Genomic DNA, 22,783 nt, shown 5'->3' on the forward strand with positions numbered 1-22,783 from the left:
AAAACAATCAGGCATGTCCACATGCCCAGGGGTTACCTCATGCAAACGATATCCGAGCAAATACCTGCGCAGGCTGCTGCCAGCGAGCTCGACTTTGAAGACCGCACCTACCGCAAGGTCATCTGGCGCATCCTGCCCGTCCTGCTTCTGTGCTACATGGCGGCGTACCTGGACCGGGTCAATATCGGCTTTGCCAAGCTCGACATGCTTAACGAGCTGCAATTCAGCAATACCGTCTATGCCTTGGGCGCCAGCATGTTCTTCTGGGGCTACTTCCTCTTTGAAGTGCCGAGCAACCTGTTGCTGCATCGCTACGGTGCGCGCTTCTGGATCGCGCGGATCATGTTGACCTGGGCCGTGATCTCCATGGCCGTGGCATTCACCGTGCCGCTGGCGGGTTTATTCCACATCGAATCGAGCACCATGTTCTATGTGCTGCGTTTCCTGTTGGGCATCTGTGAAGCCGGCTTTTTCCCCGGTGTGATTCTCTACCTCAACTACTGGTTTCCGACCCATCGGCAAAGCCGGGTGATGTCCGGGTTCCTGATGGCCATGCCGATCAGCCTGACCCTGGGCGGAATCCTTTCCGGTTGGTTGATGAACAGCATGCAAGGCGTGCACGGCATGTCCGGCTGGCAATGGATGCTGATCATCGAGGGCATTCCGTCGGTGATCATGGCGTTCGTCGTCATCGCCTGCCTGGCCAACAACATCGACTCCGCCAAATGGCTGTCCGCTGCGGAAAAAGCCTTGCTCAAGGCCAATCTGCAAACGGATAACCAGGGCAAGGCCTCGCGCCTGAGCGAAGTGTTCTTCAATCCGCGGGTGTGGCTGCTGGTCCTGATCCTGCTGACCTTCAACACCGGTTTTTACGGACTGGCGTTCTGGATGCCCTCGATCATCAAGAGCACCGGTATCACCAACAGCTTGCACATTGGCTTCCTGACCGCCATTCCCTATGCAGTGGCTGTCGTGGCAATGCTGCTCAACGCACGCCACTCCAACCGCACCGGTGAGCGACGCATGCACGCCGCGATTCCTGCGTTTATCGGTGGCGTCGGCCTGATTCTCAGCGCCTACTTTGCTGACAACCTGGTGCTGTCGGTATTCTTCCTGAGTATCGCTGCTTCCGGAATTCTCAGCCTGATGCCGATTTTCTGGACCCTGCCGGGGACCGTGCTGTCGGGTGTCGCTGCGGCTGCCGGCATTGGCATGATCAACGCCATCGGCAATCTGTCTGGCTTCACTGGCTCCATGATCACGGCCGTGGCGGAGAACCTCACCGGCAATATCAACAACGGTACCTATGTCTTGGCGCTGTGCCTGTTCGTCAGCGGCGGGCTGATCCTGGCCATTCCCGCATCGATGCTCGGCAGAACCCCGAAAACTGCAATCACCACCGCGAAGCTGGAGACGGCATGAACCTGCGCAACAAACGAGTGCTGATCACGGCAGCGGGACTGGACGTGTTGTCGCCCAGTTGGCCTTGTATCTGGGCAGCGATGCGTCCGCCTACACCACAGCCGGTCTTCCTGCGAGCGGGGCAGACGATTCACCTGGGTATTGCGGGGTTGGGCGAGCAGCAGCAAGTGACTGTGCAGGCGGATTGAGCTGTCGGTGTTCCAGCTGTTGATTGCTCCCTATCCTCTTCTGGGAGGAAGAAGGAGGTTTTCCACGAGGCAAATTGAAGCCCGCTCACCGAGCGGGCCATGCCATTTCGGGTCATACACCAAGCTCCGTGCGACCTTTTCGGCGCAGGTAAAGACCGTAAAACAGGCCGGTAGCGAGCCAGACGGCACCCATCTCGAGCACGGGCCGGTGCATGCCGGACAGTACGGTGAGTACCACCACGATGCCGATGATGGGCACGAGCCAGTGGGCGAAGATCCGCCGACTCCGGCCCTTGATCCCCATTTTAACGAGCAGTGAAAGGTGCAGCAGGACGAAGGCGGACAACGCACCAAAGTTCACGAACGAGGCCAGGGTGTTGATGTCATCGCGCATGGCCATGGCCATGGCGATCGTGAGCGAGAACAGAGTCGACAGCACCAGGGCGACGTGGGGCGTGCCATGCACCCTGTGCAGTCGCGCGAACAGACTGGGGAGCCGGCGGTCGCGCCCCATGGCAAATAGCACCCGGGAGACGCCTACCTGCATCGGCAACACGTTGGTAAAACCGACGACCATAGCGGTCAGCCAGGCGACCGCCATGGCGCTGAGCGGGCTGATTTGAGCGGACAGCAGTTCGTAGATCGCACTGGTGGGATCCTTGATGGAAAGCGAAGATGGAGGCGGTCGAGCCGACGGTCACGCCAGCCCCGACGTTGCGCAGGTTGCGGCACAGTGTCGAGGTCTCCAGCGCGTCGATGCCTTGGGTTTCAAGGGCCAGTTCGGCGGCGATTTCGGCAAAGGTGTACATGTACGACAGCGACGGTGAAACCAGCAGGCCGGCTTGGGCGTACAGTTCACCAAATTGCTCGCGGACCTGGCGCATATAGCCCTGTTCACCCGTGGTGTCGAGGTGATGGCAACCGGCTTTCAGCGCGGCTTCAACAGCAGTCAGGCCGAATTTCACGAAAGGTCCTACGGTATTGCAGACGACTTTCGCCCCTTTGAATGCGTGAGTGAGCGCTTCAACAGTGTGTTCTGCTTCGATAATTTCATAGGTGGCGGACTCCAGGCGCACCACGCGTTGCGCCATCATTTCCCGCACTCGCCCGGCATTGCGCGCCACGGCGGTGAACGGGATGTCCTGATCGATCAACCAGTCCATTGTCAGCATGCCGGTGTAAGCGCTGGCGCCATAAACAACTACAGGGTATTTAGCCATTTTCGTGCGTTCTCTTGTTTTTGATGTATTGCTGGATGGGTTGTCGAGGTCAGTGCTGCGCCCAGCCTTCGGCATAGAGTTGCTGGCATAACAGGCCAACACGCATCGTGATGATGCAGTTCTCGCCGTCTTCGATCAGTGCGTTAAGGGCCTACAGATGCATCTGTCTTCTGGGGGAGGAAAATGACGTGGTTTGATTGTTCAAACCCCCCCATTGGTTGGGGGGAGGAGGGCGCATCGGAACTACGAACGTCGGCGTCTGTGGAGGATTTGTAGCGAGTAGTGGAGCGCTTTGCGCGGCATCGATGCCTTCCAGCCTTGCGATAATCCAGGTGGCCAAGTATTGGGATGCTGATCCCATGAACGGCGCAAAAACCGGCGGCGCGCTATGTTGCAGGCTTCAATGATGAGCGCTCGGCGTGGTTAGTGAATACGACCTGTTTATCCTGAAAGCGTCAACGTCCCGAACTTTCGTTCGATGATTCTGGTCGACAAATCTCAAGCTTCATCAGCGCGCCCAGTGATTATTGTGCGCGGTATCTCAACCGGCTTGATAAAGGCGGTTAAAAAACAAGAATGGGTGATAGCGATGAATTGTCTCATCTGTGTCGGCTTGGCGGAGCGTATCCAGTGTCATGGCCCGTGGGAGGAGAGGGATTGTCCAAACTGTGGACGCTATCGTGTTTCCGATGAGCTCCTTTTGACCTTGATGGACCAGGGACAGGTCTTCGATGTCCGTAAGACCAGAGACTGGCTGCACAGCCGACGCAAAGCAGGCGTCACACCGTCAATAGAAATGCATGAGGCGTTACTGTTGCTCTAGCGTTCGGCCTGACTGCAATCAATCCAGGCCGATTTGAATCTGGCAGGGAACCGATCTACAGCACACGGCTAACTGCATCAATGACACTCTGCGTTTTTTCTCTGTGCGGAACGTGTTGGCAATCGCTGATTACAAGTATCTCGATCTTCCCGCGGGCCAGGTTGGCGTAACGGTGGGGATGCAACGTTGAGCCGAACTCATCGTCTGCGCCATGGATAACCAGCAAAGGGCATTGGATCGCTGGAAGATCCTTCTCGATGGTCCAGTCCGCATAGGTGGGGGAAAGCCAGGTTTGAGTCCAGGCATTCAATACCCATTGAGCCTTTTCACCGTGGTACCTGTGCAAACGCTCGATTTGTCCTGGTTGTTCAAACTGTTGTTTGGCACTGCGGATACCGCACACTGTCCGCTCTTCAACAAAGGCTCGAATACGTCGAATAAACCGCCAAGTGAATGCGCCGCGGGGCCGGTTGTGCACCTTGCGGTCATTTCACCGTTTCATCGGGCCAACAGGCCGCCTGTTAGCCTAGAACAACTTGACCGGCACGTTGACGATCAATCTGAACTCATCAACATTGCCTTCCAGTTGATATTCACTGGCACGGTGCGAGGAATAACTGGTGATCAGGCTGATGTTCCTGAAGGTGCCCGATTGCACTGTGTAGCTGGCATTGCCGCCCACTTCATAGTGGCTTTCACCCCGCTGCTTGAGTACCGAGTTGTAAATGCCGTTCGGCCCACCGTCGTAATGACTGCCGTCGATGCCCATGCCCTTGATGTACCAGAGCGTAGTCTTCAGACCAGGTAGACCATAAGCGACCCAATCGTTGTTATAGATCACCCCGATCGAGCGCTCATTGGGGCCGTTGTAAAAGGACATCATGGTATTGGGCAGGCTGATGGCGTTGGATTCAAAGGGATAATCGAAATATTCGTCACCCTTGATTTGCTGCAGGCCGATCTTCAGCGAGTGGTTGCGCCATTGGGGCGTGATACTCAGGCCGTAGGCCTGCTGGTCGATTTTGCCGCCGATTTCGCGACCACTTGACTGGGTGGTATAGGCATCCAGTTGCACATCGACGTTAACCGGTCCCCAGTTGGTTTTCTTGCCCAGGCCCAGATACTCGCGATCCCAGATATCGTCGAAGCGAGAGACATAGGCGCTGCTGCGCCAGCCAGCGCTCGATACATAGTCGGCCCCGGCGTAAGCGTTAAAGTCACTGGTGACCAGGGGCGAACCGTAAGTGGGACTCAAATCCTGGCTTCCGGCCCCGGTACGCGGTGAGCCCTTGTCGAAGTAGCCAGACTTGATCGTTAAACCTTCGACGTCATGACTTTCCAGAGACACACCATTGAACGTTGAAGGCAATGTACGGGTGTCGGTGTAGGACATCATCGGTGTCCTGACTTGCTGCCTACCAACCTTGAACAGTGTGTTGGCAACCTTGAACTTCAGCGCCGCGATACCGAGTTTGCTCCAGTCATCGACCACATCGCCGTCCTTGTCCACCAACATTCGATTACTGCCGCCTGCCGCCGCTTTGCGGCTGCGCTCCAGCGCCACGGCCGAGAAGGTCGACAGATCCAGGCCAAACTTCACCGGCCCTTGGGTAAAACCGGAAACGAAGTCGAGCCTGATGCCTTCCAGCCAGGCGGTACGGTCACGCAGCTTGCGGACTCCGTCGGGTGTTTGCAGTTTGAAATAAGTGGCCTTGTGGCCGACCTCGTGTGAGTACCACTGACGGGTATTGAGCGTCAGTGAGCTGTCTTGCAGCAAACCTTGTTCCTGGGCATGGACCTGGGAAGTACAAACTGCGGCCGCCAGCGAGCCGACGGTGAATAACGCCAAATTACCTGTGCGATACATAGACTTTGCCTGTTGTTTTTAGGGCAGATAAGAAGTAAGTCGCCGAGTCATCGTTATGGAGTTCTTGCGCGGGCAGGGCGTGGCCGGACTTGACCATCAGGCCGCAGCGGCCTGATGGTGGTCGTTCAGATATTGGAATGCCGGTTCAGCGGCTCGAGCACTTTGAAGTCATCAAAAATCGATGATGATGTGAACCCAAGCCTGCGCCCTCAGTTGAGATAATCCTTCACAAGTTTCAGCCAGCAGTCGGAGCCGATGCGAATCAGCTCGTCATTGAAGTCGTAGTGGGGGTTATGCACTGAGCAGCCATGAAACTCGCCTTCGCCGTTACCCAGGAAGAAGTAGCAGCCGGGCACTTCGGTTAGCATCCAGGCGAAATCTTCTGTCGCCATGATCTTCGCCGCTTGCGGCAACAAGTGGCCGGGCTTGAACAGCGGCGCCAGGCTCTGGCGAAGCATCTCTGTTTCTGTCGCCGTATTGACCAGCGCTGGCGCCAGTTGCGTGGTTTCAAGTTCGATTTTGACGCCGAACGTGTATTCATGGCCCTGGGCGATTTCCGCCAGGCGCTGATTGATTTTGCCTTCAGTCTGCGCGGTGTCGGTACGCACGCTGATCAACATCGATGCCGTGTCGGGAATGATGTTGTAGACACTGCCTGCTTCGACCATGCCGATGCTGATCACGGCGTGTTCATCAACGCAGAGATTGCGCGACTTCACTGTCTGGATCGCGTTGATCATGCTGGCCAGCACCGGTATCGGATCGACAGCGCGTTCGGGCATTGCGCCATGACCGCCGCGACCTTTGATCAACACACGCACGCATTCCGAAGAGGCCATGGTCGGACCGGCCTGGACCACAGCGGTGCCCAGCGGTATTCCCGGCAAGTTGTGCAAGGCAAAGATCGCGTCACAAGGAAAACGTTTGAAAAGACCGTCGTCCATCATGGCCTTGGCTCCACCCAGACCTTCCTCGTCAGGTTGGAAAATCAGGTTAAGCGTGCCATTGAAGTCGGACGACTGAGCGATTCGCCACGCGGCTGCCAGCAGGATGGCAGTGTGGCCGTCGTGGCCGCAGGCGTGCATGCGGCCCTCGATCCGGCTGGCATGGGCGAAGCAGTTTTTCTCCTGCATCGGCAGAGCATCCATGTCGGCACGCAGGCCCAATCGGCGAGTGCCGCTGCCTCGACGCAGTACGCCGACCACCCCATGTCCACCGATGCCGCGATGAACTTCGTAGCCCCAGCTTTGGAGCCTGCTGGCCACCAACTCGGCGGTCAGCGGGGTATGCGCGCCCAATTCAGGGTTCTGGTGGATGTCCCGGCGCAGCTGGATAAAAGCATCCAGGTCCTGTTCGCCCACGGTTTGAGTCAATGCATTCATCAGGTCACTCCCGACCAGGGTTTTCGGGGAATACAGCCAGGCAAGCCAAACTGATGGCGCCGCCGGCGAGTAGGTACAGAGCTGGCGCCTGGGGGGTATCCAGGGCAGCCGTGAGCCACGTGGCGATCAATGGGGAGAAACCGCCGAACAAGGTGACGCCGAAGCTGTAGCTCACGGCGGTGCCCAGTGCGCGACGATTTTTCGGAAAGGCTTCCATGATCAAGGCGAAGAAGGCCCCCGAACCGATGCAGCCAGGCAGCACCAGAATCGCGATTACGAACATCGCCACAAACAAATTGGTGCTCAAGCTGAGCAAGTAGAAGGCTGGCCACGCCAGTAGCACGGGCAGGGTTATCGTCCAGACCAGCAGCTTCTTGCGCAAGTCATGGCGATCGGCAAAGCGCCCGGCCAGTGGCGTGATGACAGCCAGGCAGGCACTTGCTACACAGGCGATAACCAAGGCACTACGTTGCGGGTAGCCCAGGGTGACCGTCAGGTAGGCGGGCATGTAGAAAATGAACAGGTATATGCCAATGGTAGCGCTGGCCATCAGGCCGATCGCCAGCAGGGTGTGGCGCAGGTCGATGTGATCGCGCAGCCGACCGTCGCGTTTGGTCGGTTGGGCCTCGTGGGTTTCAGGCAGGAAGCGACGGATGTACCAACCTAGCGGACCGATGAGCAGCCCCAGTAAAAAGGGAATGCGCCAGCCCCAGTTTTCAAGGTCCTCGGCACTCAACGTGTTGTTTAGCAGTAAACCAAGGCCGGCACCGACCATGGCCGCGTAGCCTTGGCTGGCTGCCTGCCAACTGACGTTACGACAGCGGTTTGCCGTAGCACTGGACTCCATCAGATACACCGACGCGGTCCCGACTTCACCTCCCGCAGAAAAGCCCTGCATGAGGCGGCCAGCCACCAGCATCAACGTGCCGAACAAGCCAATGTCCTGATACGACGGCGCGAAGGCAATCATCGCAGTGCCGACTGTCATCAGGCTGATTGTGAGGCTCAACGCCGATTTGCGGCCACGGCGATCGGCGAAGCGCCCAATCACCACAGCACCCACCGGGCGCATGAGGAAACCCACGCCGAAGGTGGCTAAAGACATCAGTAGCGATGCCGTTGCCGACTGTGCAGGAAAGAAATTCTTTGCGATCACGACCGCGAAGAAACTGTAAATCGTGAAGTCATACATCTCCAGGGCATTGCCTAGAGCGCAAGCAACGGTGGCTTTCCTGGAACCGTTCACGGGTGGAGCAGCGGTGCAGGGGAGAGGGGGCGCTTGCAGAGTAGTCATCGATTTTTCCTGTGACAGTTTTGTTGTTGCCCGAATATCCGGCAAACACTGCCACTGCGCACTTGCGCTTTTCTTCGATGATTAACCGTTAGTTATGATGCTTGGCCGCCCAAGCTCAACGGGGTGTCAATTCGGTGCGATATTGGCCGATTATCGATCACACGACCTGTTTGATGACAGTGACTCGGTCGTCGCCGCAGGCTGCGGAGCGGGCAGCTGCATGGTTTCAGACCAATAATCGCGAGGCTACGGTCGCTGGCCCCTGGAAACGAGCCAGACTTAACCATTGGGCATATCGTTGTGTTTTTCTTAAGTTTGTCGTCCGCGTTAGCGCGAGAAGTCCGTAGACTGATTCACTGAAATCACGCCCTTGATCGCGTAGTAAAGGTCGCGAGCCGTGGTTGTCAAAGCGTTGCGATCAATACACACCAGGTAGATGGGGTACTCAGGGATGATTTCTTCGATCTTGACCTGTATCAGGTCTTCATTGAGCGCCTTGGGTAGCGTATTTTCCATTCCGGCTTCGCTGAGTGTCATGAATGCATCGGCGTGGTGCAGTAGATCAAGCGCCAGCAATACCGATGAACACTCGGTGATCCGCTGCGGTGGAGGGATCTCGTTGTCTTCGAACATTTGATAGAACTGAGACGAGTGATCGTCGACGGCATCGAGGCTGATCCAGTTCGCAAACTGCAACTGACGCAGTGAGCGGGAGTGGCGCAGAGGGTTGTTTTTTCGACAGACCACCACTCCCTTCATGCGGCTCAAAGCTTCCCAATCCAGGTTAAGTCTCTGCGTATGCTGCTGCGAGGTGACAGCGAAATCCAGCGTACCGTCCCGCAGGCGCTGGAGCATCTGGTTGGGACGAAGGTCAACCAGGCGGATGCGAACGCGCGGATTCTTCGTTTGGTATCCAGCGATGCATTCTCCCAGCCCCTTGAGCACAGATGTCAGGGAGGTGACACCGACGGTGACCTCACCGACCTGCAAATCCCTGATGTTTTCCGCCTCCAGTTGCAGGCGTCGCATGCTCTCGACTGTCAACTGTGCATGGCGAATGATGCGGCGGCCTTCATCGGTGAGCGACATTCCCCTGTGAGAGCGCTGCAGCAGAGCCAGGCCCAGCTCGCTCTCCAGGTCCTTGATTGATCGGCTGATGGCTGGCTGAGTGACATGCAGTACTTGGGAGGCTTCACTGATGCTTCCGGTTTGGTGGATAGCTACCAGTGCCTTGATTTGATGGAGTTTCACTTAACGACAGGTCCTTGCAGTGCGACGAAGGTGCTGCACGTTACTGCAAGGCCGAGGAGCAAAAAAGCCTGGAAACGTTTTTCTCGCGATACTGCTTGGGTGTCATGGACAGTTTTTCCTGGAACAGTCGGGTCATGTGGCTCTGGTCCGAGAACCCGCAGTCCATGGCGACCGCTTTCAACGGAACATCACGCACCGTAGACAGGATCCGCTCAGCTTTTTTCAAGCGGCGCGACTGAACGTACTGATGGGGCGAGACCCCGTACACAGCCCCGAACACCCGTACAAAATACGACGGGCTCAGGTCGACAATGGCAGCCATGTCTTTGACGGTAATCGAACAGGACAGGTGTGAGTCGATGTATTGCTGAAGCTGGTCGCGTTTGAGGTTTGTCAGGCGAGACGCTTGATCGCTGTCTCTGAGATCACACCGCACATACTGGCGCAGCAGATGAATGCACATCTGTATTTCCAGCGTCTGGGCAAAGATGCTGCTGCCCGGTTCGCCACTCAAGCATTCGATTTCATAGGCTGCCATGAGCCTGGAGAGCGTCGCGTCGTTAACGAGGGGGCAATGGTCGACAAAAACACGGTCAACATCCTGTTGAAAGACTTCATTGGCGACTTTGGCCATCATTGCTTGCGAAATGTAGATATGACTGACCTCGATATCATTCATCCAGTACCACCGGGATGATTCGCCTCGGGTCAAAATGGTCACGTCGTTATCACCAACCGACCATTTTTGCCATTGCTTGCCATCATGGAAACCCAGATTGGATGTCCCTGATTTCCATCTCACCAACTCGTAGTCGCGCATACACGGGATGCGGACTTCGGTTTTGTCAAAGCGGTAGCCCCGAATCGACATGCCGTTATCGGGTGCAGTCTCGACGGTACCCTTGATCGTGACTTCACCAGGGATTACGTCCAGCATTTTTTCTGGCGTTAAAAGGATGGCACTCATCTCAACTCCCTTTTTATTGGTATTGGCAGTGGAGTTTTTTATCAGCACTTGGCAGTTTTTGTGACATTCAAAAACTATCACATCCTTCAGGTTTGTACGCAAAACAGGCCTGCCATCGATCAGGGGATTTGCACCCGATCGTCTGGCAAGCCTTTTCCTACTTCACCTGGGTTTCGTGACCGCTCGGCTCGGTCAGCCCCGGTCTCCAGCGGCGCAGGTGAGTGTGACGCTCGTAGGCCTGCGCCGAGGGGTAAGTCACCAGCTCGATCGTACTTCCCCAAGGCGTGCGGGTGTAGACGTAGCGATTACCTTTTCCCGCGTCACCGCCCGGGAGGTCGCCAGGGCGGCTGAGCAGGACGCCACCGGCCTTCTCCAGGCGATCGGCGGCGGCGTCGATATCGTCAACGTAGATGCAGATGTGCTGAATTCCCAAGTCGCTTGGAACCACAGGCTGCGACTGCTGCACCCCGGTATAGGAAAACAGCTCCAGGTTGGGACCGTTGCCGAGGCGAAGCATGCGGATTGCGGTAATCACAGCGCCGGGTGCGATGCCGAGTCCCACCTCCACTTCAGCCCCCCCCAAGGGCGCGTCAAGCATGTCGTAAAGTTTCTCGGCACCAAAGGCGTCGACGAAGAATCGGGTCGCCGCTTCCATATCCGGAACGGTAATGCCTACGTGTTCGATCGCGCGAACGTTCATGCCAACTCTCCTATTTTCGCTGCCGCCCAGAAACCGGATTGGGTCGCCTCATACATCCGTCCACCACGGGACCTCGTACCGATGCCATGGACGCGAATGTCATCAACCGACGCATCCAGGACAGTTGAAGCATTTCGGGCAGTCGCCATCACCACGTAGCCTTCATCGGGCTTCGCGCCTGCTGTGCGGATCGATACGTCAAGGCCCTTGAGAAGACCGGTGAGATGCTCGCGCTGCATATCATTGGTATCGACGCCCACGCCATCAGCGGGTGAAACAAGGCTGACCTTTTTGCCTTGCTCGGCCAGCCACAGGGCCGCGAACATGGCGGTCTCGGTTTCACCAAAGACGGTAACTTCATCAGTCACGGGAAGATCCCCGTTTGCCAGCATGTCGGCAACATCCAGACCCTGATCTTGCGCAACGGTACCGGTCGCCAGCAGTACCGTGTCCCACGGGGTCAAGTCAAAATCGGCTGCATCGGTATTGAGATGCACATCGACGCCCACGCGTTCGAGTTCGCTCTCGTAAAAGTCAATCATGTTCTTGACCTCCATGCGAAACGGGCTTGCAGCTGCCCAGGCATGGAGTTGGCCACCGATGCGATCCGCTTTCTCGACCAACTGCACCTGGTGTCCGCGCTCAGCAGCCAGGATCGCGGCCTCACAGCCGGACGGCCCGCCGCCGACGATCAGCACTCGCTGCTGTTTGGAAGCAGGGCGACGAGCGTCACTCGCTCTGCGCTCCTGGCCGAGGGTAGGGTTTATCACGCACTGGGTACCCTTGCCGTTGAACATCCATCGTGAGATGCATTCATTGACCGCCAGGCAGCGGCGAACACTTTGCGGTTGCCCGCGCCGTGTCTTGTTAACCGTCTCAGGGTCGGCAAGACCCGATCTACCCAAGGCCACAAAGTCGAGTTCGCCGTCAGACACTGCTTGCGCCATCTCGTCGAACAGCCAAGTGAGGCGACCGACGCCGATGACCGGGATCGAGACATGCTGTTTGACGAGTTTGGCGTAATTGACCAGCGATCCTGGCGGGACCATGGGCAGCAACGTCATCGCCGTGTCGTAGTTCCCGGCGCTGACATCCAGTGCGTCGACGTAAGGCTCGAGCATTTCGCAAAAGGCCAGGCCATCTTCCAGGGAGAGGCCGCCCTCGTAGGGCTCCATCACGCTCAGGCGATACAGGATCGGAAAGTCTGCACCGACCTGTTCGCGAATCCCGCGCACGACTTCGAGGGCGAAACGGGCACGATTTTCCAAGGATCCGCCCCAACGGTCGGTGCGCTTGTTGGTGAAAGGGGAGAGAAACTGGCCAAGCAAATACCCATGCGCGCCGTGCAGCTCAACGGCATCAAAACCGGCTGCAACAGCGCGCCGGGCACCCTGAACGTACTTGTCGATCAGCCCAGGAATTTCATGTTCTTCGATTGCTCGCGGTGGTGTGCCGAACGCGCTGGTGATGCCCGCTGTCGGCGCGAGTGGTGGTTCGTTGCGTTCGGTATTGCCTTGGGAATTCTGACGTCCGGTATGGTGCAGTTGCACCGCAATTTTCGCGCCTTCGCCGTGGACCGCGTCGACCAGATTGCTGAGCGCGCCAATGAACCTGTCGTGGTCGATTCGCATCGGGTGGCCGGCCGTGCGCCCGACTTCCCAATCGATCGAAGTGTTCTCGGTGATGATCAGAGCAACCCCACCACGGGCTCGGGCCCGATGGTATTCGATGAGCTTGTCGTCAACCTCACCGAAAGTGCTGGCGAACTGAGTGAAGATCGGCGCTTGCACGAAGCGGTTGCGCAAGTGCAGGGTGCCGATCCGCCCGGGCTGGTAGAGCGCCGCAGCCGGGCTGTCTGAAGCCACAAGATTTCGGATGTCTGGGTGTGCCATTGCCATCTCCTCATTATTTTTTTTGTTGTGAGGTTGCAGCATGGAACGGGAGACGGCATGAGTATTGAACATTCATGTCGAGGCGTTGAAGAATCCTGCTGTGGCGTGGCAGTGGTACGCGCTCAGGTCACTTAGTCAGAAAACAACTCGAACATCAGCTGGCGAAGCCAGCGATTGGCGGGATCCTTGTTGTAGCGTGCATGCCAGAACAGGTTGATTTCGATGTTGGGCAGTTCCACCGGTGTCGGTAGCACCGCGAGCCCAAAGGGTTGTTCGCAACTGCTGGCGAATCGTTCAGGCACTGTTGCCATCAAGTCGGTGCGTTGAAGGATGTGCCCCACTGCGACGAAATGAGGTACTTCCAGGCGTATGTTTCGCTCGATGCCGGCCCGCGCCAGAAAGGTATCAACTTCGCCGTGCCCCGTATTCGCCGCCACGACGCGAACATGTTCATAGCTGCAAAAGCGTTCCAGCGTTAACGGTTCCCTGGTGGCGGGGTGGTCCTTGCGGCACATGCAGACATAGCGATGGTGAAACAGGCGCTGCTGGAAAAAACCTGCCTGCAAGTGCGGCAGTAATCCAACGGCGAGGTCGATCGCACCGTTCTGCAACCCTTCGGCCAAGGTATCGGAGGTGTTGCGCAGAGTGCTGATAGAGCAACCCGGAGCACGTTCAGCCAGCGCGTCCATCAGCCGCGGCATGAAGTAGATTTCACCAATATCGGTCATCGCCATCGTAAATCGACGATTGCAGTTGAGCGGATCGAACGTGTCCTGCCGGCTCAGAGCATCGCGCAAGGTCTGAATGGCCAGTGCAACCGGTTCAGCCAACTGCTGGGCGTAGGGCGTAGGCTCCATTCCTTGATAGGTGCGAACGAACAGTTCGTCGTTCAACGTGACACGCAGTCGCTTTAACGCGTTGCTGACAGCGGGTTGGGTCAGATCAAGATTATCCGCCGCCGTCGATACCCGGCGATCGATCAGCAGTTGGTTGAATACCAGTAGAAGATTGAGGTCAAGTTCACGTAATTCCATAAAGCCTCGTGCAGATTGCGCACTCATGAGGGCGAAAGATCTTTGCCCGTTGTTGGGTCTGCACCGCTCTGAAATCGCCGCTGCAAGGGTCCCAAGCCTAACAAGCGCCAGAGCGCTGAGTCCATCGCAAGAGCGAGGGGGCTTTTGCTCGTCCTCGATCTTTATTCACGTTCGAAATAATGCCTATTCATCTGGCTGCATTTATCACGGTTGATGGTTTGCCCATGATCGACTCCTTGCCCAGTTATGCACACTCTGCGTAACACCAATGGGCACCGCGCAATAACCGGAGGCGTCAGTTCCTCCGGCTCTATAACAATGACAAGAAGAGCGATGCCATGCGTACGATAGATGTAGCAGCCCTGATTGACGGGGCACGTTTCAATACCTTCCATGCGCGCGTGCTGTTCTGGTGCGCGCTGATCATCATTTTCGACGGTTATGATCTGGTCATCTATGGGGTCGTGCTGCCCTCACTGATGGCCGAGTGGGGCCTCAGTTCGTTGCAGGCTGGTGCGCTTGGCAGTTGCGCGCTGGTGGGCATGATGCTGGGTGCGTTGTTTTTCGGTTCATTGTCGGATCGTATAGGCCGACGTAAAACCATCATGATGTGCGTCGCGATCTTCAGCGGGGTCACGGCGATCAACGGCCTGGCCCAAAGCCCCGAGGCGTTTGCGTTATGCCGGTTCATCGCTGGTCTTGGGATTGGCGGGGTGATGCCCAACGTTGTGGCGTTGATGAACGAGTACGCGCCAAAGAAATCCCGCAGCACCTTGGTCGCGATCATGTTCAGTGGTTACTCATTAGGGGGCATGCTATCGGCGAGCCTGGGCATGGTGCTGATCCCGCAGTGGGGATGGCAAGCGGTGTTTTATGTAGCGCTAATTCCGCTGTTGGCTTTGCCGTTTCTGATACGACAATTGCCAGAGTCGATGGATTTCCTGCTGCGCACCGGGCAGTCCGTGAAGGCTCAAAATCTATTGGCACAAGCCGAGCCGTCTTACGTACCCACTGCAAATGACCAGTTGAACCAGATGGTCGCCAAAGGCACGACAGTGTCGATTGCACAGCTGTTCCAGGACGGGCGCAAGGTGCACACCTTTATGCTGTGGTTGGCGTTTTTCTGTTGTTTGCTGATGGTTTACGCACTGAGCTCCTGGCTGCCCAAACTCATGACTGCCGCAGGCTATGGATTGAACTCCAGCCTGGCGTTTCTGCTGGCGCTAAACCTCGGCGCGATTATTGGCGCAGTAGCCGGTGGCTGGCTGGGGGACCGTATTGGCATCGCCAAGGTCTTGTTCGCGTTTTTCAGTTGTGGAGCATTAGCCCTGAGCCTGTTGGCGCTCAAAGCGCCGTTACCGGTTCTTTACCTGCTCATCGCTATCGCAGGGGCGTGCACCATTGGCACGCAGATCCTGGCCAATGCCTGCACGGTGCAGTATTACCCCGCGCACATTCGGTCCACAGGGCTTGGTTGGGCGATGGGCATCGGCCGCACCGGAGCCATCATCGGCCCTTTGCTGGGCGGCGCACTGCACGCTTCATCGCTGCCGCTGCAGGCGAGCTTTCTCATCTTCGCAGTACCAGGACTGATAGGGGCCATCGCTATTCTGGTCTTTCTCATTCAGAACGCTTCAAGCCGTCAGGCTGCTTCATCCAGCCAAACCGTGTCGCAGTAACGAGGGCCGAAACAGGCGAGCCCACGGAGGGGCTCGTCTGGCCAATGGTTGGTTGTGCGCAAGAGTAATATTCACACCAGTGATGGCGTGTATTGGAGTTGCGGTATTTATCAATAGCGCTCGGTTGGCGATGATTTGGTAACACCAATAACAATCAGCCTCACGGGTAACTTGCTATGCGTACTTCTCAATCCAAACTGCAAATCGGCATTGTTGGCGGCGGTATTGCCGGCGTGGCCCTGGCCCTGGACCTGTGCCGTCATTCCCACCTGAACGTGCAGTTGTTCGAAGCGGCTCCTGCCTTTGGCGAGGTCGGAGCGGGTGTCTCGTTCGGCGCCAACGCTGTCCGTGCCATCGCGGGCCTGGGTATTGCCGAACCCTACCGCAAGATTGCCGACCAGACCCAGGATCCCTGGCAGGACATCTGGTTCGAATGGCGCCGGGGTGAAGATGCCGGTTATCTGGGTGCCAGCCTGGCCGAAGGGGTAGGGCAGTCTTCTGTTCACCGTGCCGACTTCCTCGACGCCCTGGCCAGCCAGTTGCCCGAAGGGATCGCCCAGTTTGGCAAGCGCGCCCTCAGCGTGGAGCAGGATGCCGAACAGGCTCGTGTACTGTTCACCGATGGCACTGAGCATCGCTGCGACCTGTTGATCGCCGCGGACGGTATCAAGTCTTCAATTCGTGATCATGTTCTCAACGGTCTTGGCCAACCCCTGGTGGCGCCACGTTTCAGTGGTACCTGCGCCTACCGCGGGATGATCGACAGCGAACAGTTGCGTGCGGCGTACCGGGCTCGGGGTGTCGATGAGCACTTGATCGATGTCCCGCAGATGTACCTGGGGCTTGATGCACATATCCTTACATTCCCGGTCAAACAAGGCCGCCTCATCAACGTAGTGGCCTTTATTTCCGATCGCAGTCGCCCTGATCCAACCTGGCCAAGCGATGCTCCGTGGGTGCGCAATGCCACCCAGGAAGAAATGCTCTCTGCCTTCAATCATTGGGGAGACGCTGCTCGGGTGCTGCTCGAATGCATTCCGGCACCCACTCTTTGGGCGCTGCATGAGCTCGATGAGTTGCCAGGCTACGTGCACGGCCGCGTGGGGCTGATCGGCGATGCCGCGCACGCCATGTTGCCGCACCAGGGCGCTGGCGCAGGCCAGGGGTTGGAAGACGCCTGGCTCCTGGCGCGACTGCTGGCCGATCCGCAGGTTCTGGCCAGCCAGCCACAAGCGGTGCTTGCGGCTTACGACGCCATCCGTCGTCCACGTGCCTGCCGTGTGCAGCGTACTTCCTGGGAAGCCGGGGAGCTGTATGAAATGCGTGATCCAGCTGTAGCCGGTGACGAAAAACTGCTGGGCAAGACCCTCGCAGAGCGTTTCGACTGGCTGTGGAACCACGATATGCAGTCCGACCTGCAAGAGGCGCGTGCCCAGTTGGGTTGGCGCGCAGTCGCCTGACGACCTGAACCGACATGCACGGAGGGAGCACCCAGCGGCTCTCTTCGTTGGTCAACACCAATAAGATCTGGTGAATCAAGATGACAGTGAAAATCTCTCAACTGCCGGCATTGCAGCAATTTTTCCGCGAAGCCTCCGGACTGGACAACAGCGAAGGCGATCCACGCCGCAAGCAGATCGTTTTACGTTTGCTGCAGGAAGTGGCCCGGGTGATCGAAGATTTGCAGATCAGCGACGATGAATTCTGGGGGGCGGTGGACTACGTCAACCGCTTGGGTGCCAAAAACGAAGCAGGATTGTTGGTCGCTGGACTCGGCATCGAACATTTCCTCGATCTACTGGCGGATGCCAAGGACGTCGAAGCGGGTCGCACTGGAGGCACGCCGCGGACAATTGAAGGTCCTTTGTATGTGGCGGGTGCTCCACTGAGTGAATACCAAACCCGAATGGATGACGGGAGCGAGGACGGTACCGCAACGGTAATGTTCCTGGAGGGGCGCGTCACGGACTTGAACGGTCAGCCAATCGCCGGAGCCACCGTGGACTTGTGGCAAGCCAATACCCAAGGCAACTACTCATACTTCGACAAGAGCCAGTCGGAATACAACTTGCGTCGCCGGATTCTCACGGACGCCAATGGTTGCTATCGAGCTCGCAGCATCGTGCCTTCAGGGTACGGTTGCGATCCAACCGGCCCTACTCAGGAATGCCTCGATCAGTTGGGCCGTCACGGGCAGCGACCTGCGCATATCCACTTCTTCATTTCTGCCCCGGGGCATGAACATCTGACCACGCAGATCAACCTGTCGAATGACAAGTACCTGTGGGACGACTTCGCCTACGCGACACGCGATGGACTGATTGGCGAAGTCAGTTTCGTCGATGACGAGGCACGGGCCGCATCCATGGGCGTGGCAGGGCGCTTTGCCGAGATGACGTTCAATTTCAGCCTGCGTCCGGCCGCGAGCGAAGAAGCAGCCCATCGCAGCCAACGCCCGCGAGCGTTGCAGTCTGCCTGACAAACCGACGTTTTCCCGGCTTTGACGAACCACTTCAAGGAGACAACGATGTCCCGGACCGATGCACAATCGATGAACATCCGCGCCGCAGTGCTGCGCACCTCCGGAGCCCCATTGCAGATCGAGGATGTGCTGCTCGAGGCTCCTCGACCTACCGAAGTGCGCGTACGTGTGGTTGCCACAGGTGTCTGCCACACGGACATGGTGGTGCGAGACCAGCTGTTTCCTACACCACTGCCGATCATCCTCGGCCATGAAGGTGCGGGTGTCGTGGATGCAGTCGGTTCTGCAGTCACCACGGTACAACCGGGCGATCACGTGGTGATGACGTACATGTCATGCGGCCTTTGCCTGCCATGCGAAACGGGCCACCCGGCCCACTGTACGCACATGCACCCGCTGAACTTCGGTGGCGGCCGACTTGATGGCAGTAGCTCCGCATGCGCATGTGACAGCGATCACGCTATTCACGACCATTTCTTCGGCCAATCCTCGTTTTCCACTTATACGATCGCCAATGAGCGCAACGTGGTGAAGGTGGCTAAACAGGCGCCACTGGAGCTGTTGGGCCCGCTGGGTTGCGGCATCCAGACGGGCGCAGGATCGGTGTTCAATGCACTCAAGGTTGAGGCCGGATCAAGCTTCGCCGCCTTTGGCGCGGGCGCGGTCGGCCTGGCGGCGGTAATGGCTGCGAAGGTCGCAGGCGCTACGACCATCATTGCTGTGGACGTCACACCGAGTCGGCTGGAACTGGCGCGCGAACTGGGGGCCACCCATGTCATCAACAGCCGCGAAGAAGATCCGGTTCAACGTATTCAGGCCATCACCCAGGGCGGTGTCAATTACAGCCTCGAATGCTCCGGTCGCCCCGAAGTTCTGCGCCAGGCGATCGACGCACTCACCACGCTTGGCACCTGTGGCATCGTCGGCGCAACCAAAGTCGGCACCGAGGTAGCCTTCAATATCAATGACGTGATGATTCCCGGCAAACGGATCATCGGCATCGTCCAGGGCGATGTTGTTGCCAATGCCTTTATTCCAAAGCTGGTAGATCTCTATCTGCAGGGCCGATTCCCCTTCGACAAGCTTTGCAAGTTTTACGCGTTCGATGAGGTGAACCAGGCGATGGCCGATAGCGAGCGCGGTGTCACGATCAAACCGATCCTTCGCATGCCAGTCCCTGCTTCGGTCTGACTTTTTCCATTTTTAAAGGAACCCGCAATGACCGTTCAACTCGTGATAGACAATCAAAAACTCGACGCCTCCAATGGCAAGACTTTCCAACGTGTCGATCCGCTCAGTGCCGCGACCGTGAGCGTGGGGGCAGCTTGCAGCGTCGAGGATGCCATCCGTGCCGCCGAATCTTCCCAGCGCGCTTTTCGGACGTGGTCCGGAACAGGCCCAACCGAACGCCGGCGCATTCTGCTGGCGGCTGCCGATGCCCTGGAATCGAAAATGGCGCAGTTCTGCTCGGTCATGGCCGAAGAAATCGGCGCTTCGCAACTGTGGGCACAATTCAACGTGGGCGCATCGGTCAACCTGCTGCGTGAAGCCGCGGCGCTGACCACACAAATCAAAGGCGAAACCATTCCTACCGACAAGCCAGGCGCACTGTCGATGACGTTGCGCCAGCCGGTGGGTGCGGTACTGAGCATCGTGCCCTGGAATGGTCCGGTCATCCTTGGCGCACGCGCTATTGCCTACCCACTGGCGTGTGGCAACACGGTGATTTTCAAGGGTTCGGAAAGCAGCCCACGTACGCATGCATTGCTGGCGGAAGCGTTCTACGATGCTGGTCTGCCTGCGGGCGTGTTGAACTTTCTGATCAGCGCGCCAGAGGACGCGTCTGCCGTGACTGAAGCGCTGGTAGCGCATGACATTGTGCGTCGAGTGAATTTCACCGGCTCGACCAAGGTCGGCCGTATGATTGCCCAGACCTGTGCCAGTCATCTCAAGCGCTGCCTCCTGGAACTGGGTGGCAAAGCCCCTTTCATCGTTCTGGATGACGCGGATATCGACGGGGCAGTCAACGCCGCCGTTTTCGGAGCATTCCTTTACCAGGGACAAATCTGCATGTCGACCGAGCGTTTCGTGGTCGATGAAGCGGTTGCCGACCAATTCGTTTCCCGTTTCGCAGAGCGCGTGCGGTCTCTGGAAACGGGCGTTCCATCAACGACTCCAAGCTGCGTGATTGGCCCGATGATCGGCCAGGGCTCGGTGCAACGGATCAACCATTTACTCGACGACGCCATTGGCAAGGGTGCTGACATCGTTGCTGGCGGTCTGGCGGAAAATGCCCTGATGGGTCCGACATTGGTCGATCGGGTAACCCGTGAGATGTCGATCTACGACGAAGAGACCTTTGGCCCGGTGACAACGATCGTCCGGGTGAAAGGCGCCGAGCAGGCGCTGCAGGTGGCCAACGACACCGCCTACGGTCTTTCGTCCTCAATATTCAGTCGCGATGTCACACGGGCATTGGAGTTGGCGGGCCGACTTGATGCCGGTTGCGTACACATCAATGGCGCCACTGTGCAAAACGAACCGCAGGCCCCTTACGGCGGAATGAAGAAGAGCGGTTACGGCCGCTTCGATGGCAGTGCAGTCATCGAGGAGTTTACCGAGGTCAAGTGGGTCACGGTCGAACCCTCCAACCAGCCTTATCCATTCTAGGATTGAAACCGGCGCGTAATGCGCCGGTTTTTTCTGTGGGTCACACACGCAACAGATGACTAGGGTCCTCAGTCAAGCAGGTCGGCAATGGATTCGGCGGCCAGTTGATAGGAGCGGCAGCGTGCGTCGGGGTCATGAATTCTCGCATCGATTATGACCTCGTCCGCCTCGGTGGTCGCGATAAATTGGCGCAACCAACTGCCAACATCGTCTTTGTCGCCTACTGCAGTGCAAGACATGGCTTGAGCCAGATTGTGGCGATCCACGTCGGCAAGCTTTTCCATGAAACCCTCTTGCGGGCGCGGCAGCGCACCTGCTTTGCCCGCGTACAAATTGGCTACCCAATGGCGGTGCGAACTCGCCAGGTAATCGGCTTCGGCGCGCGACGGGGCCGCGAAGACATTGGCGCCAGCGATGACATAGGGGCGGTCCAGTAAGGCCGACGGCCGGAACGAAGTGCGGTAGTGCGTGATGGCTTGCATCAGGAATCGAGGCGCGAAATGTGAAGCGAATGCGTAAGGAAGCCCCATTGTTGCCGCGAGATCAGCGCTATTGAGGCTCGAACCCAGCAGCCATAGCGGCACGTCATGCGTCTCGGGAATTGCACGAACCAGCTGGTTTCCGTTGTCCGCCAGGTAGTCCGTCAATTGCTCGATGTCTTGCGCGAAGTCGCGCTCGGAGGCGTCACCGCGCATGGCGCGAATAGCCAGTCCTGCTGATCCGGGTGCCCGGCCAATGCCTAAATCGATACGGCCTGGAAACAAGGTATCCAGTGTCCCGAATTGCTCTGCCACGATCAGAGGGGAGTGGTTGGGCAGCATGATTCCACCAGAACCGACTCGCAGGGTGCGGGTGGCCGCAGCGAGATGCTGGATGAGCACGGTGGTCGCCGAAGAGGCAATCCCCGGCAGGTCGTGGTGCTCGGCGATCCAGTAGCGTTTGTAGCCATGAGCCTCCACGTGTCGCGCCAGGGAGACGGCGTCATCCAGCGTGTTGGCGAAGGTTTTGCCTTCGCCGATCATCATGAGGTCAAGCACAGAAAGGGCTGTCATTGCATGTTCCGTTTTTGAGTTGAGTTCTGTGACGCGGCCATCCGCTACTTCAGCGGGAAATCCGACCAGGACGGATGACGTTCCAGGCGTTGATCGATTTCCCGTAGCGTTGCCAGGCAGCGCTGGAGCTTGAGGTAAATGTCCCCCCCGTAATCCCAGCCGAGCACGCCAAGGCTGCCGGTATAACCGACGCGATTCAGCGCGGCGATCAAGGCGAAGTTGTCCATCTCTCCGCGGTCGACCGGCTCCATGGTCGCCACGCCGCCCCAGCCCAGCTGCGAAAGTGCACTGCCAGAGGTCACCACTTGCATCAGCCAGGGTTTCATCGCGCCAAGACGCTTTTCCAGTTCGCCTTCCTGGCTGGCGTACCAGTGATAGCCATTGAACGAGGCCCCCAGGCGTGGGTGAGCGAAGAGCTCGCAAATCTGCACGACTTGCTCGGTGGTCTGAGTGACATGATGAAGATGCGGGTACAAGGCGATCCGTAGTCCGCGCCGTTCGGCAATGGGCAGCAGCGACTCGATGAACCGCAGAATGGCTTGGGCGCCATTGACGGAGGTCTGTATCGCCAGCTCGATCAGCTCTACACCCTCGACGGTTTCGACGATGCGCCGTATCAGCGCGTCATTGCGCCCCTCGTGTAGCACCAGGTAAAGGCCTTCGATGTGCAGGCCATGGTTTTCCCGGACGCTGGGCAGCAGGCTGAGGTCAGTCAGTGGTGTGCCACCCCAGGCAGCCACAGTAATGCCGTCGTAACCGATCTCGGCCAACATTTCGCACTGCGTCTGGAAGGCATATACGCCCATCGACGAGTAGAAGAAGGAATCGAGTGCATGAATGCGATGAGCCATGATTTTTCT

The 22,783-nt window shown here is 57.9% G+C and carries 20 protein-coding genes and 1 pseudogene; 9 read left to right on the forward strand and 12 right to left on the reverse strand.

What is annotated here, in order from left to right:
- The first annotated feature begins 39 nt into the window (after positions 1 to 39).
- Both ACA054_RS14665 and ACA054_RS14670 read left to right on the forward strand, forming a co-directional pair.
- Positions 40 to 1,422: an MFS transporter gene (locus ACA054_RS14665; protein ID WP_497690033.1), complete on the forward strand. Its 1,383-nt coding sequence runs from the start codon at positions 40 to 42 to the stop codon at positions 1,420 to 1,422.
- A gap of 95 nt (positions 1,423 to 1,517) precedes the next feature.
- Positions 1,518 to 1,610, forward strand: a pseudogene (locus ACA054_RS14670) (ureidoglycolate lyase); the annotation flags it as partial.
- A gap of 112 nt (positions 1,611 to 1,722) precedes the next feature.
- Here ACA054_RS14670 and ACA054_RS14675 read toward each other — a convergent pair.
- A complete protein-coding gene (locus tag ACA054_RS14675) occupies positions 1,723 to 2,211 on the reverse strand; it encodes an APC family permease (protein WP_497690034.1) in 489 nt (162 codons plus the stop codon).
- 241 nt (positions 2,212 to 2,452) lie between these two features.
- Between ACA054_RS14675 and ACA054_RS14680 the strand changes: the two genes are divergently transcribed.
- Together ACA054_RS14680 and ACA054_RS14685 are read left to right on the forward strand one after the other, a co-directional pair.
- A complete protein-coding gene (locus ACA054_RS14680; protein ID WP_497690035.1) occupies positions 2,453 to 2,854 on the forward strand; it encodes a hypothetical protein in 402 nt (133 codons plus the stop codon).
- A 454-nt stretch (positions 2,855 to 3,308) separates the two neighbouring features.
- The gene (locus ACA054_RS14685; RefSeq protein WP_497690036.1) at positions 3,309 to 3,653 is read left to right on the forward strand and encodes a hypothetical protein; all 345 of its coding nucleotides are present in this window, start codon (positions 3,309 to 3,311) and stop codon (positions 3,651 to 3,653) included.
- A 55-nt stretch (positions 3,654 to 3,708) separates the two neighbouring features.
- Here the strand turns inward: ACA054_RS14685 and ACA054_RS14690 are convergent, their stop codons facing one another.
- The 9 genes from ACA054_RS14690 to ACA054_RS14730 all read right to left on the reverse strand — a co-directional run bounded on the left by ACA054_RS14690 (position 3,709) and on the right by ACA054_RS14730 (position 14,040).
- The gene (locus tag ACA054_RS14690) at positions 3,709 to 4,131 is read right to left on the reverse strand and encodes an alpha/beta fold hydrolase (RefSeq protein WP_497690037.1); all 423 of its coding nucleotides are present in this window, start codon (positions 4,129 to 4,131) and stop codon (positions 3,709 to 3,711) included.
- Positions 4,132 to 4,179: 48 nt separating this feature from the next.
- Positions 4,180 to 5,520, reverse strand: coding sequence for an OprD family outer membrane porin (locus tag ACA054_RS14695; protein ID WP_497690038.1), 1,341 nt, complete (start codon positions 5,518 to 5,520; stop codon positions 4,180 to 4,182).
- A gap of 209 nt (positions 5,521 to 5,729) precedes the next feature.
- Complete coding sequence (locus tag ACA054_RS14700) at positions 5,730 to 6,902, reverse strand: M20 aminoacylase family protein (RefSeq protein ID WP_497690039.1); 1,173 nt, start codon at positions 6,900 to 6,902, stop codon at positions 5,730 to 5,732.
- A gap of 4 nt (positions 6,903 to 6,906) precedes the next feature.
- A complete protein-coding gene (locus tag ACA054_RS14705; RefSeq protein ID WP_497690040.1) occupies positions 6,907 to 8,196 on the reverse strand; it encodes an MFS transporter in 1,290 nt (429 codons plus the stop codon).
- Positions 8,197 to 8,523: 327 nt separating this feature from the next.
- A complete protein-coding gene (locus tag ACA054_RS14710) occupies positions 8,524 to 9,447 on the reverse strand; it encodes a LysR family transcriptional regulator (protein WP_497690041.1) in 924 nt (307 codons plus the stop codon).
- Between the two features lie 40 nt (positions 9,448 to 9,487).
- Positions 9,488 to 10,414 carry a helix-turn-helix domain-containing protein gene (locus tag ACA054_RS14715; RefSeq protein ID WP_497690042.1) on the reverse strand — a complete coding sequence of 309 codons (927 nt, stop codon included), beginning with the start codon at positions 10,412 to 10,414 and terminating at the stop codon, positions 9,488 to 9,490.
- A 157-nt stretch (positions 10,415 to 10,571) separates the two neighbouring features.
- Positions 10,572 to 11,114, reverse strand: a complete 543-nt coding sequence (locus ACA054_RS14720) for a VOC family protein (protein ID WP_497690043.1) — start codon at positions 11,112 to 11,114, stop codon at positions 10,572 to 10,574.
- Entirely contained in the window at positions 11,111 to 13,006 is a 1,896-nt protein-coding gene (locus ACA054_RS14725; RefSeq protein WP_497690044.1) for an oxidoreductase, read from the reverse strand. Before ACA054_RS14725 ends, ACA054_RS14720 begins: the two co-directional genes overlap by 4 nt.
- A 131-nt stretch (positions 13,007 to 13,137) precedes the next feature.
- Entirely contained in the window at positions 13,138 to 14,040 is a 903-nt protein-coding gene (locus ACA054_RS14730) for a LysR family transcriptional regulator (RefSeq protein ID WP_497690045.1), read from the reverse strand.
- Between the two features lie 338 nt (positions 14,041 to 14,378).
- Here ACA054_RS14730 and ACA054_RS14735 point away from each other — a divergent pair, with 338 nt between their 5' ends.
- The 5 genes from ACA054_RS14735 to ACA054_RS14755 all read left to right on the forward strand — a co-directional run bounded on the left by ACA054_RS14735 (position 14,379) and on the right by ACA054_RS14755 (position 20,871).
- Positions 14,379 to 15,719 carry an MFS transporter gene (locus ACA054_RS14735; RefSeq protein ID WP_497690046.1) on the forward strand — a complete coding sequence of 447 codons (1,341 nt, stop codon included), beginning with the start codon at positions 14,379 to 14,381 and terminating at the stop codon, positions 15,717 to 15,719.
- Positions 15,720 to 15,895: 176 nt separating this feature from the next.
- Positions 15,896 to 17,179 (forward strand): salicylate 1-monooxygenase, encoded by a 1,284-nt coding sequence (gene salA, locus ACA054_RS14740; protein WP_497690047.1) that lies wholly within the window; start codon positions 15,896 to 15,898, stop codon positions 17,177 to 17,179.
- A gap of 80 nt (positions 17,180 to 17,259) precedes the next feature.
- Positions 17,260 to 18,198, forward strand: coding sequence for a catechol 1,2-dioxygenase (gene catA, locus ACA054_RS14745; protein WP_497690048.1), 939 nt, complete (start codon positions 17,260 to 17,262; stop codon positions 18,196 to 18,198).
- A 48-nt stretch (positions 18,199 to 18,246) separates the two neighbouring features.
- The gene (locus ACA054_RS14750) at positions 18,247 to 19,392 is read left to right on the forward strand and encodes an NAD(P)-dependent alcohol dehydrogenase (protein ID WP_497690049.1); all 1,146 of its coding nucleotides are present in this window, start codon (positions 18,247 to 18,249) and stop codon (positions 19,390 to 19,392) included.
- A 27-nt stretch (positions 19,393 to 19,419) separates the two neighbouring features.
- Positions 19,420 to 20,871: an aldehyde dehydrogenase gene (locus ACA054_RS14755; protein WP_497690050.1), complete on the forward strand. Its 1,452-nt coding sequence runs from the start codon at positions 19,420 to 19,422 to the stop codon at positions 20,869 to 20,871.
- A gap of 68 nt (positions 20,872 to 20,939) precedes the next feature.
- On the opposite strand, the gene ACA054_RS14760 is transcribed toward ACA054_RS14755, so the two are convergent.
- Together ACA054_RS14760 and ACA054_RS14765 are read right to left on the reverse strand one after the other, a co-directional pair.
- On the reverse strand, positions 20,940 to 21,923 hold the full coding sequence (locus ACA054_RS14760) for an LLM class flavin-dependent oxidoreductase (protein ID WP_497690051.1): 984 nt from the start codon (positions 21,921 to 21,923) through the stop codon (positions 20,940 to 20,942).
- Between the two features lie 44 nt (positions 21,924 to 21,967).
- Positions 21,968 to 22,774 (reverse strand): sugar phosphate isomerase/epimerase family protein, encoded by an 807-nt coding sequence (locus ACA054_RS14765; protein WP_497690052.1) that lies wholly within the window; start codon positions 22,772 to 22,774, stop codon positions 21,968 to 21,970.
- Positions 22,775 to 22,783: the final 9 nt, after the last annotated feature.

Source organism: Pseudomonas sp. LBUM1653, from assembly GCF_059716115.1.

Excerpts from the sequence above, each read along its gene's own strand:
- ACA054_RS14765 (WP_497690052.1), bottom strand. The coding sequence starts at position 22,774 with ATGGCTCATCGCATTCATGCACTCGATTCCTTCTTCTACTCGTCGATG.
- ACA054_RS14725 (WP_497690044.1), bottom strand. The coding sequence starts at position 13,006 with ATGGCACACCCAGACATCCGAAATCTTGTGGCTTCAGACAGCCCGGCT.
- salA (WP_497690047.1), top strand. The coding sequence starts at position 15,896 with ATGCGTACTTCTCAATCCAAACTGCAAATCGGCATTGTTGGCGGCGGT.
- ACA054_RS14705 (WP_497690040.1), bottom strand. The coding sequence starts at position 8,196 with ATGACTACTCTGCAAGCGCCCCCTCTCCCCTGCACCGCTGCTCCACCC.
- ACA054_RS14720 (WP_497690043.1), bottom strand. The coding sequence starts at position 11,114 with ATGAACGTTCGCGCGATCGAACACGTAGGCATTACCGTTCCGGATATG.
- ACA054_RS14755 (WP_497690050.1), top strand. The coding sequence starts at position 19,420 with ATGACCGTTCAACTCGTGATAGACAATCAAAAACTCGACGCCTCCAAT.
- ACA054_RS14750 (WP_497690049.1), top strand. The coding sequence starts at position 18,247 with ATGTCCCGGACCGATGCACAATCGATGAACATCCGCGCCGCAGTGCTG.
- ACA054_RS14695 (WP_497690038.1), bottom strand. The coding sequence starts at position 5,520 with ATGTATCGCACAGGTAATTTGGCGTTATTCACCGTCGGCTCGCTGGCG.
- ACA054_RS14675 (WP_497690034.1), bottom strand. The coding sequence starts at position 2,211 with ATGGCGGTCGCCTGGCTGACCGCTATGGTCGTCGGTTTTACCAACGTG.
- ACA054_RS14665 (WP_497690033.1), top strand. The coding sequence starts at position 40 with ATGCAAACGATATCCGAGCAAATACCTGCGCAGGCTGCTGCCAGCGAG.
- ACA054_RS14700 (WP_497690039.1), bottom strand. The coding sequence starts at position 6,902 with ATGAATGCATTGACTCAAACCGTGGGCGAACAGGACCTGGATGCTTTT.
- ACA054_RS14735 (WP_497690046.1), top strand. The coding sequence starts at position 14,379 with ATGCGTACGATAGATGTAGCAGCCCTGATTGACGGGGCACGTTTCAAT.
- catA (WP_497690048.1), top strand. The coding sequence starts at position 17,260 with ATGACAGTGAAAATCTCTCAACTGCCGGCATTGCAGCAATTTTTCCGC.
- ACA054_RS14685 (WP_497690036.1), top strand. The coding sequence starts at position 3,309 with ATGATTCTGGTCGACAAATCTCAAGCTTCATCAGCGCGCCCAGTGATT.
- ACA054_RS14730 (WP_497690045.1), bottom strand. The coding sequence starts at position 14,040 with ATGGAATTACGTGAACTTGACCTCAATCTTCTACTGGTATTCAACCAA.
- ACA054_RS14715 (WP_497690042.1), bottom strand. The coding sequence starts at position 10,414 with ATGAGTGCCATCCTTTTAACGCCAGAAAAAATGCTGGACGTAATCCCT.
- ACA054_RS14760 (WP_497690051.1), bottom strand. The coding sequence starts at position 21,923 with ATGACAGCCCTTTCTGTGCTTGACCTCATGATGATCGGCGAAGGCAAA.